The 16,699-nt window shown below is 69.2% G+C and carries 19 protein-coding genes; 13 read left to right on the top strand and 6 right to left on the bottom strand.

Going from position 1 to position 16,699, the window contains the following annotated elements; genetic code table 11:
• Nucleotides 1–208 precede the first annotated feature (208 nt).
• From UC35_RS24185 to arfB, 3 genes are all read left to right on the top strand, one after another.
• On the top strand, nucleotides 209–487 hold the full coding sequence (locus tag UC35_RS24185) for a hypothetical protein (RefSeq protein ID WP_227820461.1): 279 nt from the start codon (nucleotides 209–211) through the stop codon (nucleotides 485–487).
• A gap of 95 nt (nucleotides 488–582) precedes the next feature.
• On the top strand, nucleotides 583–852 hold the full coding sequence (locus UC35_RS06085) for a helix-turn-helix domain-containing protein (protein WP_061497190.1): 270 nt from the start codon (nucleotides 583–585) through the stop codon (nucleotides 850–852).
• Nucleotides 853–877: 25 nt separating this feature from the next.
• Nucleotides 878–1,276 carry an alternative ribosome rescue aminoacyl-tRNA hydrolase ArfB gene (gene arfB / locus UC35_RS06080; RefSeq protein WP_061497189.1) on the top strand — a complete coding sequence of 133 codons (399 nt, stop codon included), beginning with the start codon at nucleotides 878–880 and terminating at the stop codon, nucleotides 1,274–1,276.
• Between the two features lie 70 nt (nucleotides 1,277–1,346).
• Here the strand turns inward: arfB and UC35_RS06075 are convergent, their stop codons facing one another.
• Nucleotides 1,347–1,832 carry a hypothetical protein gene (locus tag UC35_RS06075; protein ID WP_145979347.1) on the bottom strand — a complete coding sequence of 162 codons (486 nt, stop codon included), beginning with the start codon at nucleotides 1,830–1,832 and terminating at the stop codon, nucleotides 1,347–1,349.
• 102 nt (nucleotides 1,833–1,934) lie between these two features.
• Nucleotides 1,935–2,417: a pyridoxamine 5'-phosphate oxidase family protein gene (locus tag UC35_RS06070; protein WP_061497187.1), complete on the bottom strand. Its 483-nt coding sequence runs from the start codon at nucleotides 2,415–2,417 to the stop codon at nucleotides 1,935–1,937.
• A gap of 217 nt (nucleotides 2,418–2,634) precedes the next feature.
• On the opposite strand from UC35_RS06070, the gene UC35_RS06065 reads away from it, so the two are divergent.
• Nucleotides 2,635–2,844: a hypothetical protein gene (locus UC35_RS06065; RefSeq protein WP_061497182.1), complete on the top strand. Its 210-nt coding sequence runs from the start codon at nucleotides 2,635–2,637 to the stop codon at nucleotides 2,842–2,844.
• A 14-nt stretch (nucleotides 2,845–2,858) separates the two neighbouring features.
• Here the strand turns inward: UC35_RS06065 and UC35_RS06060 are convergent, their stop codons facing one another.
• Complete coding sequence (locus tag UC35_RS06060) at nucleotides 2,859–4,295, bottom strand: MFS transporter (protein ID WP_061497180.1); 1,437 nt, start codon at nucleotides 4,293–4,295, stop codon at nucleotides 2,859–2,861.
• Nucleotides 4,296–4,427: 132 nt separating this feature from the next.
• Between UC35_RS06060 and amrS the strand changes: the two genes are divergently transcribed.
• Both amrS and UC35_RS06050 read left to right on the top strand, forming a co-directional pair.
• Complete coding sequence (amrS, locus tag UC35_RS06055; protein ID WP_061497176.1) at nucleotides 4,428–5,507, top strand: AmmeMemoRadiSam system radical SAM enzyme; 1,080 nt, start codon at nucleotides 4,428–4,430, stop codon at nucleotides 5,505–5,507.
• Entirely contained in the window at nucleotides 5,507–6,232 is a 726-nt protein-coding gene (locus UC35_RS06050) for a Mut7-C RNAse domain-containing protein (protein WP_061503697.1), read from the top strand. The genes amrS and UC35_RS06050 overlap by 1 nt, the downstream gene beginning before the upstream one ends.
• Nucleotides 6,233–6,242: 10 nt before the next feature.
• Here UC35_RS06050 and UC35_RS06045 read toward each other — a convergent pair whose 3' ends face one another.
• Together UC35_RS06045 and UC35_RS06040 are read right to left on the bottom strand one after the other, a co-directional pair.
• Nucleotides 6,243–6,998, bottom strand: coding sequence for a 2OG-Fe(II) oxygenase (locus UC35_RS06045; protein ID WP_061497169.1), 756 nt, complete (start codon nucleotides 6,996–6,998; stop codon nucleotides 6,243–6,245).
• Nucleotides 6,999–7,081: 83 nt separating this feature from the next.
• Nucleotides 7,082–7,981 (bottom strand): aminotransferase class IV, encoded by a 900-nt coding sequence (locus tag UC35_RS06040; RefSeq protein WP_061497168.1) that lies wholly within the window; start codon nucleotides 7,979–7,981, stop codon nucleotides 7,082–7,084.
• A 94-nt stretch (nucleotides 7,982–8,075) separates the two neighbouring features.
• On the opposite strand from UC35_RS06040, the gene UC35_RS06035 reads away from it, so the two are divergent.
• The gene (locus UC35_RS06035) at nucleotides 8,076–8,279 is read left to right on the top strand and encodes a DUF2905 domain-containing protein (protein ID WP_061497165.1); all 204 of its coding nucleotides are present in this window, start codon (nucleotides 8,076–8,078) and stop codon (nucleotides 8,277–8,279) included.
• An 18-nt stretch (nucleotides 8,280–8,297) separates the two neighbouring features.
• Here UC35_RS06035 and UC35_RS06030 read toward each other — a convergent pair whose 3' ends face one another.
• On the bottom strand, nucleotides 8,298–10,124 hold the full coding sequence (locus UC35_RS06030; protein WP_061503696.1) for an FAD-binding oxidoreductase: 1,827 nt from the start codon (nucleotides 10,122–10,124) through the stop codon (nucleotides 8,298–8,300).
• Nucleotides 10,125–10,488: 364 nt separating this feature from the next.
• Between UC35_RS06030 and UC35_RS06025 the strand changes: the two genes are divergently transcribed.
• The 6 genes from UC35_RS06025 to UC35_RS06000 all read left to right on the top strand — a co-directional run bounded on the left by UC35_RS06025 (nucleotide 10,489) and on the right by UC35_RS06000 (nucleotide 16,696).
• Nucleotides 10,489–11,757, top strand: coding sequence for an MFS transporter (locus UC35_RS06025; protein ID WP_061497163.1), 1,269 nt, complete (start codon nucleotides 10,489–10,491; stop codon nucleotides 11,755–11,757).
• A 122-nt stretch (nucleotides 11,758–11,879) separates the two neighbouring features.
• On the top strand, nucleotides 11,880–12,140 hold the full coding sequence (locus tag UC35_RS06020) for a hypothetical protein (RefSeq protein WP_061497161.1): 261 nt from the start codon (nucleotides 11,880–11,882) through the stop codon (nucleotides 12,138–12,140).
• A gap of 257 nt (nucleotides 12,141–12,397) precedes the next feature.
• Complete coding sequence (locus tag UC35_RS06015) at nucleotides 12,398–13,069, top strand: hypothetical protein (RefSeq protein WP_061497159.1); 672 nt, start codon at nucleotides 12,398–12,400, stop codon at nucleotides 13,067–13,069.
• 129 nt (nucleotides 13,070–13,198) lie between these two features.
• A complete protein-coding gene (gene cax / locus UC35_RS06010) occupies nucleotides 13,199–14,302 on the top strand; it encodes a calcium/proton exchanger (protein ID WP_061497157.1) in 1,104 nt (367 codons plus the stop codon).
• Between the two features lie 111 nt (nucleotides 14,303–14,413).
• Entirely contained in the window at nucleotides 14,414–15,898 is a 1,485-nt protein-coding gene (gene glnA / locus UC35_RS06005; protein ID WP_061497154.1) for a type I glutamate--ammonia ligase, read from the top strand.
• Between the two features lie 138 nt (nucleotides 15,899–16,036).
• Nucleotides 16,037–16,696 (top strand): beta-class carbonic anhydrase, encoded by a 660-nt coding sequence (locus UC35_RS06000; RefSeq protein ID WP_061497153.1) that lies wholly within the window; start codon nucleotides 16,037–16,039, stop codon nucleotides 16,694–16,696.
• The last annotated feature ends 3 nt before the right edge of the window (nucleotides 16,697–16,699 follow it).

Below are 16,699 nucleotides of genomic sequence, written 5' to 3'. Positions count from 1 at the left end.
GGTGACGGTCGCAGCCCAGCGCGCGGGCGGCGGCCAGGCGGGTGGTGGCCACAGGGGCGGTAGTCACACAGGCGGTAGTCACACAGGCGGTGGACACAAGGGCGGTTGGCACACAGGCGGTGGCCATATGGGCGGTGGCCACATGGGTGGCGCTCACCGGGGCGGACAATTCGGAGCATCGGCTGGCGGCGCGCACTTCCAGGGTGCGATGGCACCGCGCCACGGGGGGTCGCATCACCACGGCGGTCGCGGCCATGGTCATGTCGGGCATGGCGTTCGCGGCGGGGTGGCGGCGGTGTGGTGGGGTTCGAATGGTGGGTGGTACCCCTATGCCTACCCGTATCCAAGCTATTCGTATACGTATGTGTATCCGGCGGCACCGGCCTATGCGAACGTCTGGTACTACTGCGCCAGCGTCGGGGTGTACTACCCCTACGTCCAGGTTTGTCCCGAGGGCTGGGTGCCGGTCGCCCCCTACGCCTACTGAGCTGCCGAAGCTTTAGAACGGTGCTCGGCGCGAAGCACCAGCCGCCCACGCTGTTGCCGAATGCCCGGGATGCACCCGCAGGCGACAATCCCCGGATGGCGCAAGGCAAACGCATCTCGGCAGAAATCGGCGGCGACGCCCTCCACGCGATCAAGGCGATGGGGGCGGCCGCGAAGCTGGCCCGCTCGGCCGCCGGCGAAGGCCAGTCCGCCGCGGCCGCGCGTTTGGGCGTGCATGTCCAGACCATAGGCCGCATCGAGTCGGGTGAGCCGGGCGTCGCCATCGGTCACGTGCTGGGCCTGCTGGCGCTCTACGGCGTCACCGTGAGGTTACAACTGCCCGACGCGGGCGCGCCTGCCTCCTGAGCTGGCGCGGCCCCACCGCCTGCCTATGCCGTCCCTCATCAACGAAGCCGAAGTCGAAGTCACGGCGATCCGCGCCCAGGGGCCGGGTGGGCAGAACGTCAACAAGGTGTCGAGCGCGGTGCACCTGCGCTTCGACATCCGCGCGTCCTCGCTGGCGCCCTATGTGAAGGAGAGGCTGCTGGCCTTGTCGGGTCGCCGCGTGACCAAGGAGGGTGTCCTCATCCTGAAGGCACAGTCGGCGCGCACCCAGGAGCAGAACCGGGCCCTGGCCATGGCGCGCCTGGACGCGCTGGTGGCGGAGGTATCGCAGGTCCAGGCACCCCGGCGGGCCACGAAGCCGACCCACGGTTCGAAGCTGCGCCGGCTGAAGGCCAAGGCGGTCCGCTCGCAGGTCAAGTCGGACCGGGGGAAGGTTCAGGAGTGAGCGCATCTTCGGCCTCAGGCTGAACCCCGATATCCCCAGTGCTGCGCTTCAGCGCGCGGGCGGCGCCGTTCTACGCGGCGGCCGGTGTCACCACGCGAAGCAGGCCGGCGACTTCGACCAGTTCCTCCAGAACGCGCTCGGAGGCAGAGGTGAGGCTGAGGTACTTGTCTTGTCCGAGGTGCGTGCACTCGTGCACCACCAGATTGCTGAACTTGGTCGCGAGCTCGAACAGATTCCAGGTGTCCTCGCCCAGCTGCTGCGGGGCCGACTTGGCCGCGTAAAGGCGAAACACTTCATCAACGAGATCGACCGGGTTCTTCAGCCGCACCTGCTGGTAGCGGAAGTGCGCGGAGGCAGGAGGGCGCCCAGGCGCGTGTACCAGCAGCGAGCGCGCGAGCCCTTCGACGGCAGACACAATCGTGACCAATCGGCTGGATCCGATCTCCGCGTCGGCGCGGGCCAGCCGCTGCCGGATCACATGCAGCCTGGCACTCGGCTTTGATTCCGCATGCGTTCTTCTGAGTAGGTCGAGTTCAGCGCGAAGCTCTTCAATCATGCTACGAAGTGTAGGCCGCGCTGCAGGGCGTAACTGAGGTTCTCGCGAGTGCACGCGCCGGAATGTGGCGGCGAGGTCACAGATTGGCCCGCGCAATTCCTGTCAGGCCCCGATGTCTCGCAGCAGCGCTTGCAGCGGCTCGCCTGCCAGGCTGTGGGCACGCCCGAAACCCGCGACGAGGCGCGCGGATTGAAGGCGCACCGCGAAGAGGGAAAAATCGGCCAACCCGAAGGTCTGCAGCGCATCGGGGAAACGGGCCAGGTAGCGCAGGCGGGCCGTCAGGTACGCCGGGCTGTCGCGCTCCAGGGGCACCGCGTCGGCGACGAGCGACACACGCGGCAGTGCTTGTGGCGAAATGGCGGCCGAGATTTCATCCGTCAGCAGGACGCTGACGCGCGGATGGTCGAGCATGTCCCGCGTGTGGGTGGCCAGGGCGCTGACGTGGATCAGAAGCTGCGTCTCCGCGGGCGAGACAACGAAGGGCACCATCGAGATGGCCGGCTCGCCGCGATGCAGCGTTGCCAGCGCGGCGACGGGACGCTCGGTCAACAGGCGTCGCAGCAGTGCGCAGGCATCGGCATCCATCGCATCATTGTGCGGCACGAACGCCACACTGCCCGGCAGATGAAGGACCGTGCGCTGTTCGCAAGCGCGGGTTGCAGGCCCGATACACAGCCAGGACAGAGCGAGACCGCCGGGAGACACAGCGAGACTGCCTGGATACAGCGGCCGCCTATTCTTTCTCCGTCGCAGTCCTTGTTCATTCCCCAAGGACCCCGCCCCTGGTACGGAGGAAGTCGCCATGCAAGCCGATGCAGTTACCGCAGTGCTCGAACTCTTCTACCGGCCATTGCGCGCCCAGCGCGGCGGCATGAGCTTCCCATGCGATGCCGACGGCGTGGTCGATCTCGACACCCTCTCGGACGACGACCGGCGCAACTACCTGTATGCGCGCGTGGTCGCCGGCAACGAGTTCGCCTGGCCCGTCGTGCGGCCCTCGCTCCTGCACTGAGTGGCAGCGCATCCTCAGTCCCGCATGCAGCCGGAGCGAGGCTGGTCCTGCGACCCCAGCGGCGGGGCGATGAGTTCGAGCGGCTTGCGCTCGGCGTCCACGGCCCACCGCCATGCGATGGCCGCCGCCACGATCACGAGCGCGGCGCCGACCGCATAGCCCATGAACACATTGGCGCGGCTGCCGCTGGCGATCAGCGCGCCGAAGAACGCCGGCGCGGCGAAGCCGCCGATGCCGGTGCCGACCGCGTAGAAGATCGATATGGAGATGGCACGCATCTCCAGCGGGAACACTTCGCTCACCGTGAGGTAGGCGGAGCTGGCCGCCGCCGACGCGAGGAAGAACACGACCGACCACGCGAGCGTCTGTGTGGCCGCATCGAACAGGCCCTGCACGAAGGCCAGGCCGGTCAGCGCCAGAGCGACGCCCGACAGCGCATAGGTCGTCGCGATCATGCGGCGCCGGCCCACGCGGTCGAACAGCGGGCCCAGCAGCAGCGGCCCGAGCAGGTTGCCCGCCGCGAAGGGCAGGATGAACAGGCCGACCCGCTCGGCATCGACGCCGTAGAAGCGCGTCAGCACCAGCGAATAGGTGAAGAAGATCGCGTTGTAGAAGAACGCCTGCGAGATCATCAGCGCCAGCACGACGGCGCTGCGTTCCGGGTAGCGCCGCAGCAGCACATGCGCCACTTCCGCGAGCGTCGGCACCGCCCGCCGGGTGAAGGTGACGGTGTGTGCTGCGGCCACGGCGGCGGGCGAGCCGGCGGCCTGTTCGATCTGCGCGACGATGCGTTCGGCTTCGGCGGCGCGGCCGTGCGCGAGCAGCCAGCGTGGGCTTTCGGGCACATTGCGGCGTACCAGCAGGATCGCCAGCGCCAGCACCGCGCCCAGCAGGAAGCCGGCGCGCCAGCCCTGCACGGGGCCGAGCACCCGCGGGTCGAGCAGCACCAGGCTCAGCAGCGCCCCGAGCGCCGCGCCCAGCCAGAAGCTGCCGTTGATCGCGAGGTTCACGCGGCCGCGCACCCGGGCCGGGATCAGCTCGTCGATCGCCGAATTGATCGCCGCGTACTCGCCGCCGATGCCGACACCCGTGACGAAGCGACAGGCCGCGAAGCCGGCAAAGCCGGTGGTGAACGCGGTGGCCACCGAGGCGCCCATGTAGACGGCGAGCGTCAGCAGGAAAAGGCGTTTGCGCCCGAGCCGGTCGGCCATCCGGCCGAACACGAGGGCCCCGATCACCGCGCCCGCGACATACAGCGAGCCGGCCCAGCCGACCTGCGTCGCGCTGAGGCCGAGCGTGTCGGGCCTCTCGAGGACGCCGCCGACCGAACCGACGATGGTCACCTCGAGCCCATCGAGCACCCAGGCGATGCCCAGCGCCAGCACGACGCGCCAGTGCCAGCGCGACCAGGGCAGCCGGTCGAGCCGCGCAGGGATGTCGCTATGCACCACGGGTCATTGTGCGGCACGGCCGGAATCCGGTGCGGGTGTCAGGACGCCGCTCAGCCGCTGCGGCTCGCTGACTGACGCGCGGTTGATCTTTCGCCGCGCCAGGTCCACATTCGGCACAGGAGGACCGCCACGATGCATCCTGGTCGCTGGTGGCACCGTCTCGACGACGGCCGCATCCAGTGCGATCTGTGCCCGCGCGACTGCCGGCTGCATCAAGGCCAGCGCGGCATGTGCTTCGTGCGCCAGCGCATCGGCGACGCGATGGTCCTCACCACCTACGGCCGCAGCTCAGGCTTCTGCCTCGATCCGATCGAGAAGAAGCCGCTCAACCATTTCTTTCCCGGCTCCAGCGTGCTGTCCTTCGGGACCGCGGGTTGCAACCTCGCCTGCAAGTTCTGCCAGAACTGGGACATCTCCAAAAGCCGGGAGATGGACCGGCTGATGGACGCCGCCACGCCGCAGCGCATCGCGCAAGCTGCGCAAGCGAGCGGTGCCGCGAGCGTGGCCTTCACCTACAACGACCCGGTGATCTTTGCCGAATACGCGATGGACGCCGCCGAGGCCTGCCATGCGCTCGGCCTGTACAGCGTGGCGGTGACGGCCGGCTACATGCACGCGCTACCGCGCCGCGAGTTCTACGCGAAGATGGACGCGGCCAACGTCGACCTGAAGGGCTTCACCGAGAGCTTCTACTTCCAGCAGACCGGCGGCCATCTCGCGCCGGTGCTCGACACGTTGCAGTACCTGCGGCACGACACGGCGTGCTGGCTGGAGATCACCACGCTGCTGATCCCCGGGCTGAACGACGACGCCGACGAGGTCGAAGCGCTCTCGCGCTGGGTCGCGCGCGAGCTGGGGCCGGACGTGCCGCTGCATTTCACGGCTTTCCACCCTGACTTCAAGATGCTGGACCGGCCGCCGACGCCGCCGGCGACGCTGCGGCGTGCCCGCGCCATTGCGCTCGCCAATGGCCTGCACCATGTCTACACCGGCAACGTGCACGACGTCGAGGGCGGCACGACCTTCTGCCCCGGCTGCGGCGAAGCGCTGGTGCGGCGCGACTGGTATGCGGTGCTGGAATGCGTGCTCGATGCCGACGCCCGCTGCCCGCATTGCGGCGCGCGCGTGGCCGGGCGCTTCGGCGCGAAAGTGCCCGCTTTCGGGCGGCGGCGCATCCCGGTGCGGCTGGCCGCCGCGGGCGTTGAGTCGTGATGGTGACGGCGACCTTCCGCTTCTACGAGGAGCTGAACGATTTCCTCGCCCCCGAACGGCGGCGGCGCGAGTTCACCGTGCCCTGCGCCCGCGCCGCCACCACCAAGCACATGATCGAGGCACTGGGCGTGCCGCATACCGAGGTCGAGCTGATCCTGCTCAACGGCGCGTCGGTCGGCTTCGGCGCGCTGCTGCGCGAAGGCGACCGGGTGGCCGTGTACCCCAAGTTCGAGGCCTTCGACATCACGCCGCTGCTGCGCGTGCGCGAACACCCGCTGCGACAGACCCGCTTCGTCGCCGACGTCCACCTCGGGACCCTCGCGCTGTTCCTGCGGATGATGGGCTTCGATACGCTGCACGACTACAGCTTCGCCGACGACGAGATCGAGCGCATCGCCGCGGCGCAGAACCGCGTCGTGCTGACGCGCGACCGCGACCTGCTTAAGCGCCGGAGCATCACGCACGGCTGCTATGTGCACGCACTGCGGCCGCAGCAGCAGTTGCGCGAGGTCTTCCAGCGGCTGGACCTGATGCGCAGCGCGAAGCCCTTCACGCTGTGCCCGGGCTGCAATGCGGCGCTGCAGGCCGTCGCCAAGGCGCAGGTGGAGCCGCTGTTACCGCCGCAGGTGCGCGAGAGCTACCAGCAGTTCAGCGCCTGTGCGGTCTGCGGGCGCGTGTTCTGGGAGGGCGAGCACTGGCAGCGCGTGCGGGCGCTGGTCGACTGATCCCACTTTGTCAGGCCGCGTCGTGGAAGATGAGGCCGGCCGTGGTGCGCGTGCCGCGGCGGATCCGGCTTACGCCGTGCCGCATGTTGACGCGGTAAAAGCCGCGCGTGCCCTGCACCGGGCGATGGCTCACGGCGAAGATCGCCGCGTCGCCCTGGCCCAGCGGCACGACCGACACCCGCGACTGCATGCGCGGCCGTTGCTCCGTCAGGACCAACTCGCCGCCGTCGAAGTCGCGGCCCGGCTGCGACAGCAGGATCACCGCCTGCAGGGGAAAGACATGTTCCCCATAGAGGTCCTGGTGCAGGCAGTTGAAGTCGCCCGGCCCATAGCGCAGCAGGAGCGGCGTCGCGCGCGGCTGGCCGGCCGCATGGCAGCGCGCCAGGTACTGGGCGTGCGAAGGCGGATAGCGCAGCTCCAGCCCCAGCGCTGCGTTCCAGCGGTTCGCGATCGGGGCCAGGCGGGGATAGAGCAAGGTGCGCAACTGCGCGACGATCTCCGGCAGCGGGTAGTCGAAGTACTTGTACTCACCCCGGCCGAAACCGTGGCGGGCCATCACCACCCTGCTGCGGAAGGTGCCCTCGTCGCCGTCGTCGTAGAGCGCCGCGAGCGCCCGGCACTCGGCCGTCGCCAGCAAGCCCGGCAGGACGGCGACACCCTCGCAATCGAGCTCGGTTTCGACGCCTTGCCAGTCGTGCTTCGCCAGGCGGTCCGCGCTGTCGTGCGGGTTCGCCGCGATGGGTGGGTGTGCGAGTGCTGAAACCATGTGCCACAGCGTACGGCATGCCCTCGATTCCCGTCTGGCCGGATTCGGACACGTGCTTGCGCAGGCGCGCAGACGCGCAGGCGCTAGTACGGGACGGGCGTGCTGAACTGCGGCAGCTGGTGCCAGGCCCAGTAGGTCTGCGCCAGCTGCCGCGTGATCCGCCCGGGCTTGCCGTCGGCGATCGTGCTTTCGTTGACGCGCGTCACCGGCATCAGCCCGCCGCCCGAGCTGGTGATGAATGCCTCGTCGGCCGCCAGCAGCTCGGCCAGCGGAAGCTCGCGCTCCTTCACGGCATGACCGTGGGAGCGGGCCACCTCGATCGCCGTCCGGCGGGTGATGCCGTGCAGGACCCCCTCACGGGGCGTGACCAGGGTGCCGTCGATCACGGCGAACACGTTGAAGCCGGGGCCTTCCACGACGTTGTCGCGGGCGTCGCGCAGCAGCACCGAGTCGGCGCCGGCATCCAGCGCCCCCAGCAGTCCCATGGTGAGGTCGTTCCAGTGATAGTTTTTCGCGGTGGGATCCACGCTGGCCGGCGGAATGCGCTGCACCTCGCTCACGATCACGTGCAGGCCGCGCTCGCGTTGCTGCTCGTTGGCGATCCATACGAAGGGCACCGCGAAGGCATAGAACTGGTTCACCGCCTGCCGCGGGTCGCGCGATCCCCACGGGGGCTGTCCGCGGGTGACGATCATTTCCACGTACGAGTGGCGCAGCCCCGAGCGGCGCACGCACTCGGTGAGCACATGCGCGACTTCGGCGCGTGACCTGCCGGGATCGAGCCGGAAGCGGCCGCAGCTGGCGAAGAAGCGATCGAGGTGCGCGTCCAGACGGAAGAACGAGCCCTCCCACACGGTGACCACGTCGTAGGCGGCGTCGGAGCGCAGGAAGCCCCAGTCCGTCATCGGGATGCTGGCTTCCGAGATGGGAACGAATTGCCCCCGCTGGTAGGCGCAGCCGCTGGAGAAATCGGGTGTGCTCATCGCTGCATTGTTGCCGACCAGCCTGCGGCCCGCCCGGCACCGCGGTGGCTGCTCTGCCGCTGCAGAAGACGAAAACCGCCGCTAGAGTGAGGCGATGCAACGCTTCCTCGTCGCGCTCGGGGCCCTGCTGATCGCCGTGGGCCTCGCATGGCCCTGGCTCGGCAAGCTGCCCTGGGGCCGCCTGCCGGGTGACATCTCGATCGAACGCGAAGGGTTCAGCTTCCACTTCCCGCTGATGACTTCGCTGCTGGTGTCGCTGGTGCTGTCCTTGCTGCTCTGGTGGTTCTGGCGCAAGTGAAGTGACGGGGATCGCGTCTCAGGCGCGCAGCCGGGTGAAGCCGTCCGCGCTCCACTTTTCGCTGCCGACCCCGTGGTGCACGAAGAACAGGCCGTCGGGGTCGTACTGCTGCTTCACGGCCGCGAGCCGTTCGTAGTTGGCGCCCCAGAAGGCCTGTTGCCAGTCCGGCTCGAAGTAGTCGCTTTCCGAGACGTAGGAGCCCCAGCGCGGCACCAGCGCGCGCAGCGCGCCCATGGCGTTCACGATGGACCTGGCGCGCTGGCGGGCGAGCGCCACGTTGGGCTCGTGGCCGGCCACGCCGGGATAGGCGGGCTGCTCCTCGGCGCCGCTGATCGCCAGCGCGAAGGCATCCAGCACGGCGGGATTCATCGCGGTGTCGCGCGCTGCGGCGACCGCCTCCGCGGGCGCGCCGGCCAGGCCCTTGTTGACGTGCAGCGACAAGCCCCAGTGCCGGGTCGCGGCGAACAGGGCGTCGCACAGCGCGCCATGCCGGGCCGGCTGCAGCAGGGCGGCCGGCAGCCAGGTGGACTGGTAGCCGTGCAGCACCTGGCCGGCCTGTCCCTGGTCGCCGGGCCAGAACACATTGCCTTCCGGCGCGCCGGGCCGGTCGTCGCGGCGGATGAAGCCCAGCGTGCGCTTGAGCAGGGTCGGGGACCAGAAGGTGCGCGCAGAGGTGGCGACGACCTTGAGCGGCGAGAAGTCGATCGAGAAGTCCTGCTCCTGCCCTTCGACCTGGGCGAAGAAGGGTGCCCAGGTCGCCTGCGCCTGGGCGCGCTCGATGCCCTGGAACACCATGGACACGACCAGCACGTTGCCGGGACGAAAGCGGATCTGTTCGCCCCAGTGCGGGTTCATGAGCTGGTCGGCATAGAAGCGCGTCACCAGCGCGATCAGCTTGCGGAACGCGGCGTCCGATTTGGCCCGTACGGTGAAGTTCACCGCGCCGAAGGTCTCGGGCAGGGCATGCACGCGCAGCGTCAGGCGCGTGACCACGCCGAGGCTGCTGCCGCCGCCGCCCTTCAGGCCCCAGAACAGCTCGGGGTTCGTGCAGGCGTTGACGATGCGCGCGCGGCCGTCGGCGGTCACGACCTCCGCTTCCAGCAGGCTGGAAGCGGCCAGGCCGAAGGCTTTGGAGAAGCTGCCGAAGCCGCCGCTTTGCACCAGGCCGGCCACGCCCACCGTCATGCAGCCGCCGCCTTGCACATAGCCGCCGCCGCGGGTGGTGACCGCATCGTAGGCGTGGGCCCATAGCGCGCCGGCGCCGATGCTGGCGGCGCGCGCCGGCGCCATGCGGTCCTCGCAGCCGCGCGGCACCCAGTTCTCGTGCAGCGTGACGTCCTTCATGTCGCGCGTCCACACCAGCAGCGAGTCGGGCGCGTTCGAGGTGCCCTGGTAGCTGTGGCCGCCACCCTTCACCACCAGCCGCAGGTTGTGGTTGCGCGCGAAGTTCACGGCCGTCACCACATCGGCCGTGTTGCGGGCGCGCACGGCATATGCGCTGGGCGCGGAAGTCCAGGCGTCGACCCAGCCCAGGGTCTGCGTCAGCGCGACCTCATCGCCGAGGAAGTAGGGGTTCTTGGCCTGCTTGAACACCTCCGCGCAGGCCTTGGCCGCGGGTGCGCGCACGCACTCCGTCCAGGGCGAGCGCACCGCGACCAGCGAGCCGGCCAGCTGCCCGGCCAGTGCCTTCCAGATGTCGGCGGCGGGCCAGGCCGCGTCGGACGGCCGCACGCGCGCGCCAGGCGCCGCGCCGGCGCGCGTCAGGCGGGGCAGGGTGGCGGTGAGCGGCACGGCGAGGCCGGCCTGCAGCACGCGGCGGCGGCTGGCGGCGTGGTCGGGCTTCATCGGCATCAGTGTGCACTAGTGTCCTGTCCCACAAATTCCTGCGCTCTCGTTCGGACGCATGCGGGGATGAGCGGTGGCTGGCCAGAAAGGGGCAAGACTGGGCGTCTTGCCCCTTTCTGGTCGGCCGCCGGGCGCCCCGCAGGCGCCGAACCCTTCGGGCTGCCCCGTATCGGGCCGCATGCCGCGTTGTGTCCACGGGTCAAGCCGTCCAGGCTTGACCCGCGTCCACGCCTTGCCTGCGGCCCGATACGGGGCAGCGAGAGCACAGGAATTTGTGGGACAGGACACTTGTGTGACATTGGTGCCCTGCGTCACGCCTGGAAACCGCATGCGCTAGCATGCAGCACTTCGCCCGAACGCTTCCATGCCGTCCCCAGCCGCTGCGCCCGCCGATCCCCGCCTCATCGACTCGCGCCAGGCCGCGCTGCGCCTTCTGGTCGTGCTGGGCGTCTCGACGCTGGGCAACAGCGGCATGTACGTGCTGTCGGTGGTGCTGCCGGCGATCCAGGCGGATTTCGGCGTGGATCGCGGCCAGGCCTCCTTCCCCTATGCGCTGACCATGATCGGCTTCGGCATCGGCGGCGTGCTGTGCGGCCGCTGGGCCGACCGCTACGGGCTCGCGCGGGTGGTGACGATAGGCGCCGTCGCGCTGGCCGCCGGCTACGTGATCGCCGCCCTCGCGCCTGGCCTGCTGGTGTTCGACCTCGCGCACGGCGTCCTGATCGGCGGCCTGGGCGTGGGCTGCGCCTTCGTGCCGCTGATCGCCGACACCTCGCTGTGGTGGGATCGCCGGCGCGGCATCGCCGTGGCGGTGTGCGCCAGCGGCAACTACCTCGCGGGCACGCTGTGGCCGCCCATCATCCAGTTCGGCGTCGAACAGTACGGCTGGCGGCCCACCTACATCGCGCTGGGCATCATCGGCGGCGTCGGCATGGCGCTGCTGGCGACCCTGCTGCGCCAGCGGCCGCCCATGGTGCAGCACAGCGCGCCGACGGCGGCCTCGGCGCCGGCGCTCGACCGCGACCGGCCGTTCGGCCTGTCGCCCGGCCAGGCCCAGGCGGCGCTGTTCGTGGCGGGCGTCGGCTGCTGCGTGGCCATGTCAATGCCGCAGGTTCACATCGTGGCCTACTGCGCCGACCTCGGCTACGGCGCGGCGCGCGGCGCGACCATGCTGTCGCTGATGCTGGGCTTTGGCATCGTCAGCCGGCTCGCCTCCGGCTGGATCTCCGACCGCATCGGCGGCCTGCGCACGCTGCTGCTCGGCTCGGTGCTGCAATGCGTGGCCCTGCTGCTGTTCCTGCCCTTCGACGGCCTGGCGTCGCTGTTCGTGATCTCGGCCCTGTTCGGCCTGTTCCAGGGCGGCATCGTGCCCTCGTACGCGATCATCATCCGCGAGTCCTTCGCGCCGCAGGAGGCGGGCGCGCGCGTGGGCACGGTGATCCTCGGCACGCTCATCGGCATGGCGCTGGGCGGCTGGATGTCGGGCAAGGTGTTCGACCTCACCGGCTCCTACACGGCAGCGTTCGTGAACGGCATCGCCTGGAACCTGCTGAATTTCTCCATCGCCTTCTGGCTGTACACGCGCTCGCGCCGCGCGCGTGCCCTGGCCGCGGCGGCTGCCGCCCGCGCCTAGCGCCTGGGGCTTGGCTCCTGCCTGTCGCACGCGGCGCGCTCCGACACCGGACGAGCCGCGGCCGCCGCCAAAATGATCCGAGCGCCGGACACTTCGGCGCTGATGAAGCGAGGAGCACGAGCATGGAACTGCGCCTTCAACTCCTGGAAACCTTCAATGCGCGCGGCTCGGACGGGGCGACCTACAAGCTGTGCGCCTACGACCGGCTGGCGCCGGACCTGTCGATGGCGCCCGGCAGCGAGCGCTGGGAGTCCACGGGCAAGGTCGAATACCGTCTCGACGACGGCCGGTCGGTCGAGGTGGATGGCCAAGGCGGGCTGCGCATCGCGGGCAGCGGGGTGGTCCTGACGCCCGAAGGCACGCGCGCCAGACCTTCGCTTTGAGGCGTTCCAAATGCGCGACTGAGCCCGGTTTGGCTCGCGCCCCCACCCCCGCCCTCCCCCGGAGGGGGAGGGAGTCATGCTCCTCCCCCTCCGGGGGGAGGCTGGGAGGGGGGCGCCCGCTTCGTTGAGGCTCTGTGGCTCGCCTTGATGCTCATGCTGCTGAGGAACTCAAGGCCCGGATCGCCGCCCCCGGGTGCGCCTAAAGGCCAATGGCCGAACGATGAGGCATACGGACAATCGTGTGCAGGAGCGCGTGCATGCAACTGCCACCCGATCTCGCGACCAACGAACCGCGCGAACCGGTGCTCAGCCCGGTCGAGCGGGTCTGCGAGCTTTGCTTCGGCCTCTTCATGGCCCTGACCTTCGTGGGCGCCGTCTCGGCCGCCACCGCGGGGGCCGATGCGGGGCGGCTGATGTTCTATACCGCGCTGGGATGCAACCTGGCCTGGGGCCTGGCCGATGCGGTGATGTACCTGGTGCGGACCCTGACGCAGCGCGCCCGCCGCCTGCGGCTGGCCGCCGCGATCCGCGCCGACGCCGATCCGGCGCGGGGCCTGCGTCGCCTGAAGGCCGAGCTGACGGGCGTGATCTGGACGCTGGTGGGTGACGCCGAACTGGAAGCCGTGCGCGCCCGGCTGGCGGCCCTGCCGCAGCTGCCGCCCAAGCCCCACCTCACCGGGCCTGACTACGTGGCGGCGGCCGGCATCTTTGTGCTGGTCGTCCTCGGGACCTTTCCGGTCGCCTTGCCTTTCCTGTTTCTCGCCACGCCCACGGCCTTGCTCGTGTCGCGGGTCCTGACCCTGGCCATGCTGTTCGCCTGCGGCCTGGCCCTGGGCCGCTACGCCGGGGGTGGCGGCTGGAAGTCGGGCCTGGCCATGACCGTGGTGGGCGTGGCCCTCACGGCTGCCATCATCGCGCTGGGCGGGTGACCCCATGAGCCGCCCGGCCGCTCCGAAGGCTCATAGCACCGCAGCCCGCAAGGGCGGAGGTTGTCGAATGAACCGCCCGGCCGCTCCGAAGGCTCATGGCACCGCAGCCCGCAGGGCGGAGGTTGTTCGATGAAAGCGCTGTGGCAGGAGATCCGCAGGAACCCGCTGCTCTGGCTGCTGGTGTTCGTTCCCGCGGTGCTGCTGGCGGAACACGCCTTCCATGCGAAGGGACAGCTGCTGTTCATCCTCTCTGTGCTCGCCATCGTCCCGCTGGCGGCGCTGCTGAGCCATGCCACAGAGTCGGTGGCCGCCAGCACCGGCGACACGGTCGGCGGGCTGCTCAACGCCACGCTGGGCAACCTCACGGAGCTGATGATCGCGCTCACCGCGCTCAGCGCCGGCCAGTACCTGCTGGTGAAGGGATCGATCGCCGGCGCCATCGTCACCAACAGCCTGTTCATGCTCGGCGGCTCGCTGCTGCTGGGGGGCCTGCGCCACCATGCGCAGGAGTTCAATGCCGCCACCGCCCGGCTGCAAGCCGCGCAGCTGTTCCTGGCCACCATCGCGCTGCTGGTGCCCTCCCTGGTTCCCGCCACCGCCGGGGAGCCCGAGGCCTTCGTGCACGACTTGAGCCTGAGCCTGGCCGTCCTGCTCATCGTGACCTATGCCCTCGGCCTGCTGTTCTCACTGAAGACGCACAAGGCCTTTTTCGGTTCGGCCCGGCACGCCGACGCAGCGGCCGAGGAGGGGCACGGCGCGCCCTGGCCGATCGGGCTGGCGATCGGCGTGCTAGCGGGCGTCACGGTGCTGGTGGCCCTGGTCAGCCACATCTTCGTGGCCTCGGTCGAGGTCGCCGCGCAGAGCATGGGCATGAGCGATGCCTTCGTCGGCTTCGTCATCGTGGCGCTGGTGGGCGCCGCCGCAGAGATCGCTTCCGCCTTCTCCGGCGCGCGCAAGAACCGGCTGGACCTGAGCGTGGGCATCGCACTGGGCAGCGCCACCCAGATCGCGCTGCTGGTGGCGCCCCTGCTGGTGCTGGCGAGCTACTTCGTCGGACCGGCGCCGATGACCCTGCAGTTCTGGCCGAGCGCCGTGGCCATGATGCTGCTGGCCACGCTCACGGTCGCGATGGTCTGCAACGGCGGCCGCAGCGCCTGGTTCCTGGGCGTGCTGGTGCTGGCCGTCTACCTGACCTTCGCCATCGCGCTGTACCTGCTGCCGCCCAAAGCGTAGCGAAGGCCCTTGTGCCAAGGAAGAGCTGGGGCCATGGACGGCCAGCCCATTAGCGGGAGCTCCGCATCGCGCCTACATTGGAAGGAGCGCTGGCACAGACAGGAGGCATCCATGTCCACCCATCCGTCGGTCACCATCCTGCCAGGCTCCTACCGCGCGAACCGGCCGCAGAAGCCGGACGACGTCGTGGACATGATCAAGCAGAACGACATCGGCATCGTCGACCTGCGCTTCACCGATTTGCCCGGGCTCTGGCAGCATTTTTCGGTCACCTTGCCGGAGATCACCCACGGCCTTTTCAGCGACGGCATTGGCTTCGACGGCTCGTCGATCCGCGGCTTCCAGGAGATCCACGAGTCGGACATGCTGCTCAAGCCCGACCCCGCGACGGCGTTCATCGATCCGGAGCGCGAGGCGGCGACGCTGGCCATCATCTGCGACGTGGTCGATCCGGTGCAGCACGGGGCGTATTCCCGGGACCCGCGCTACGTGGCGCGCAAGGCCGAGGCCTATCTCAAGGCCAGCGGCGTCGCCGACACCTGCTATTTCGGGCCGGAGCTGGAGTTTTTCATCTTCGACTCGATCCGTTTCGAGCAGAACCAGCATTGCGGCTACTACTTCGTCGAATCGGCCGAAGGCGAGTGGACGTCGGGGAGGAACGAAGGCGCTTTCGGCGGCGGAAACCTCGGCTACAAGTCACGCTACAAGGAGGGCTACTTCCCGGTCCCGCCGCACGACACCCTGCAGGACATCCGCTCGGAGATCGTGTTCGCGCTGATGAATGCCGGCATCCAGGTGGAGATCCACCACCACGAAGTGGCGACCGCCGGCCAGAACGAGATCGACATGCGCTTCGCTTCGCTGCTGCGCATGGCGGACAACGTGATGATCTACAAGTACATGTGCAAGAACGTGGCGCGTCGCCACGGCAAGGTGGCGACCTTCATGCCCAAGCCCCTCTTCGGCGACAACGCGAGCGGCATGCACTGCCACCAGAGCCTGTGGAACGGCGACAAGAACCTGTTCTTCGACCCCAATGGCTATGCCCTGACGTCAGAGCTGTGCCGCTGGTACATCGGCGGGCTGCTCAAGCACGCCCCGGCGCTGATGGCCTTCTGCGCGCCCACCACCAACTCCTACAAGCGGCTGGTGCCCGGCTACGAGGCGCCCGTCAATCTGGCGATGTCCCAGCGCAACCGCTCGGCCGCGGCCCGCATCCCCATGTACTCGGACTCACCCAACGCCAGAAGGGTGGAGTTCCGCTGCCCCGATCCGTCCGCCAATCCCTACCTCGCCTTCGCGGCGATGCTGATGGCGGGCCTGGACGGCATCGAGAACCACACGCCCCCGGGCGATCCGCTCGACAAGAACATCTATGACCTGCCGCCGGAGGAAGCGCGCAAGGTGCAGCAGGTTCCCGGCTCGCTGGACGAATCGCTGCAGGCGCTGGAGCGTGACCACGGCTTCCTGCTCAAGGGCGACGTCTTCACCCGCGACCTCATCGAAACCTGGATCGACTACAAGCGCACGCATGAGATCGATCCGGTGCGGCTGCGCCCGCATCCCTGGGAGTTCCAGCTCTACTTCGACATCTGAATTCGATACTTCCAGCGGTCCAGCTATGCCCCTGCTGGCATATCAACAGAGCGCTCTCTCTCGCCAATGAATACCATGGGCTGGCCACCGGGTCGATGACCGGTTGGGCATCGGCGCCGGTGCATCAGGGAGAGCACCATGGCGACATCGAGCACCGACATTCTTCTGAACAACAACGGGCGCTACGCCGGCGGGGACACCCTTCATCGGGCAAGCCATCCGGGCATGCAGCCGATCCGGCCATCAAAGCGCGTGGCGGTACTGGCCTGCATGGACGCGCGCCTCGATGTGGAGGACCTGCTGGGACTGCAGACCGGGGAGGCCCACGTCATCCGCAATGCCGGCGGCGTGGTGACCGGGGACGCCTTGCGCTCCTTGATCATTTCCCACCACCTGCTGGACACGCGCGAGTTCATCCTGGTCCACCACACGCGCTGCGGCATGCTGGCCTTCACCGACGACCTGCTCAAGGCCGGCCTGGAAGGCGATCCGGCGTCGGAAAAGATGCTCGCGCAGGCCACGGGCCGGGCCTTCGCGAACTGCGGGAAGTGCGCGTCTTCTCCGGAGGCGTTTCATGCGTTCCGCGGCCAGCCCGAGCCGCTGGATGCGGCGCCCGACGCGGCAAATCGTCAGCGCCTGGAGTGGGACGTGCGGCGCGGCATGTCCGCCATCCTGAACCACGCCTGGCTTCCGACGCAGGGCCCCGATGCGATCACGGTGCGGGGCTTCGTGTACGACGTCGACACCGGGCTGCTCGATGAAGTGAGCTACCCGGGTCCGATGACGGCCGCCGGCTGAGGC

Source organism: Ramlibacter tataouinensis (assembly GCF_001580455.1).
In the GTDB taxonomy this organism is placed as follows: domain Bacteria; phylum Pseudomonadota; class Gammaproteobacteria; order Burkholderiales; family Burkholderiaceae_C; genus Ramlibacter; species Ramlibacter tataouinensis_B.
Note: the sequence above shows the minus strand (reverse complement) of the source record. Positions and strands in the feature narration are given on the sequence as shown.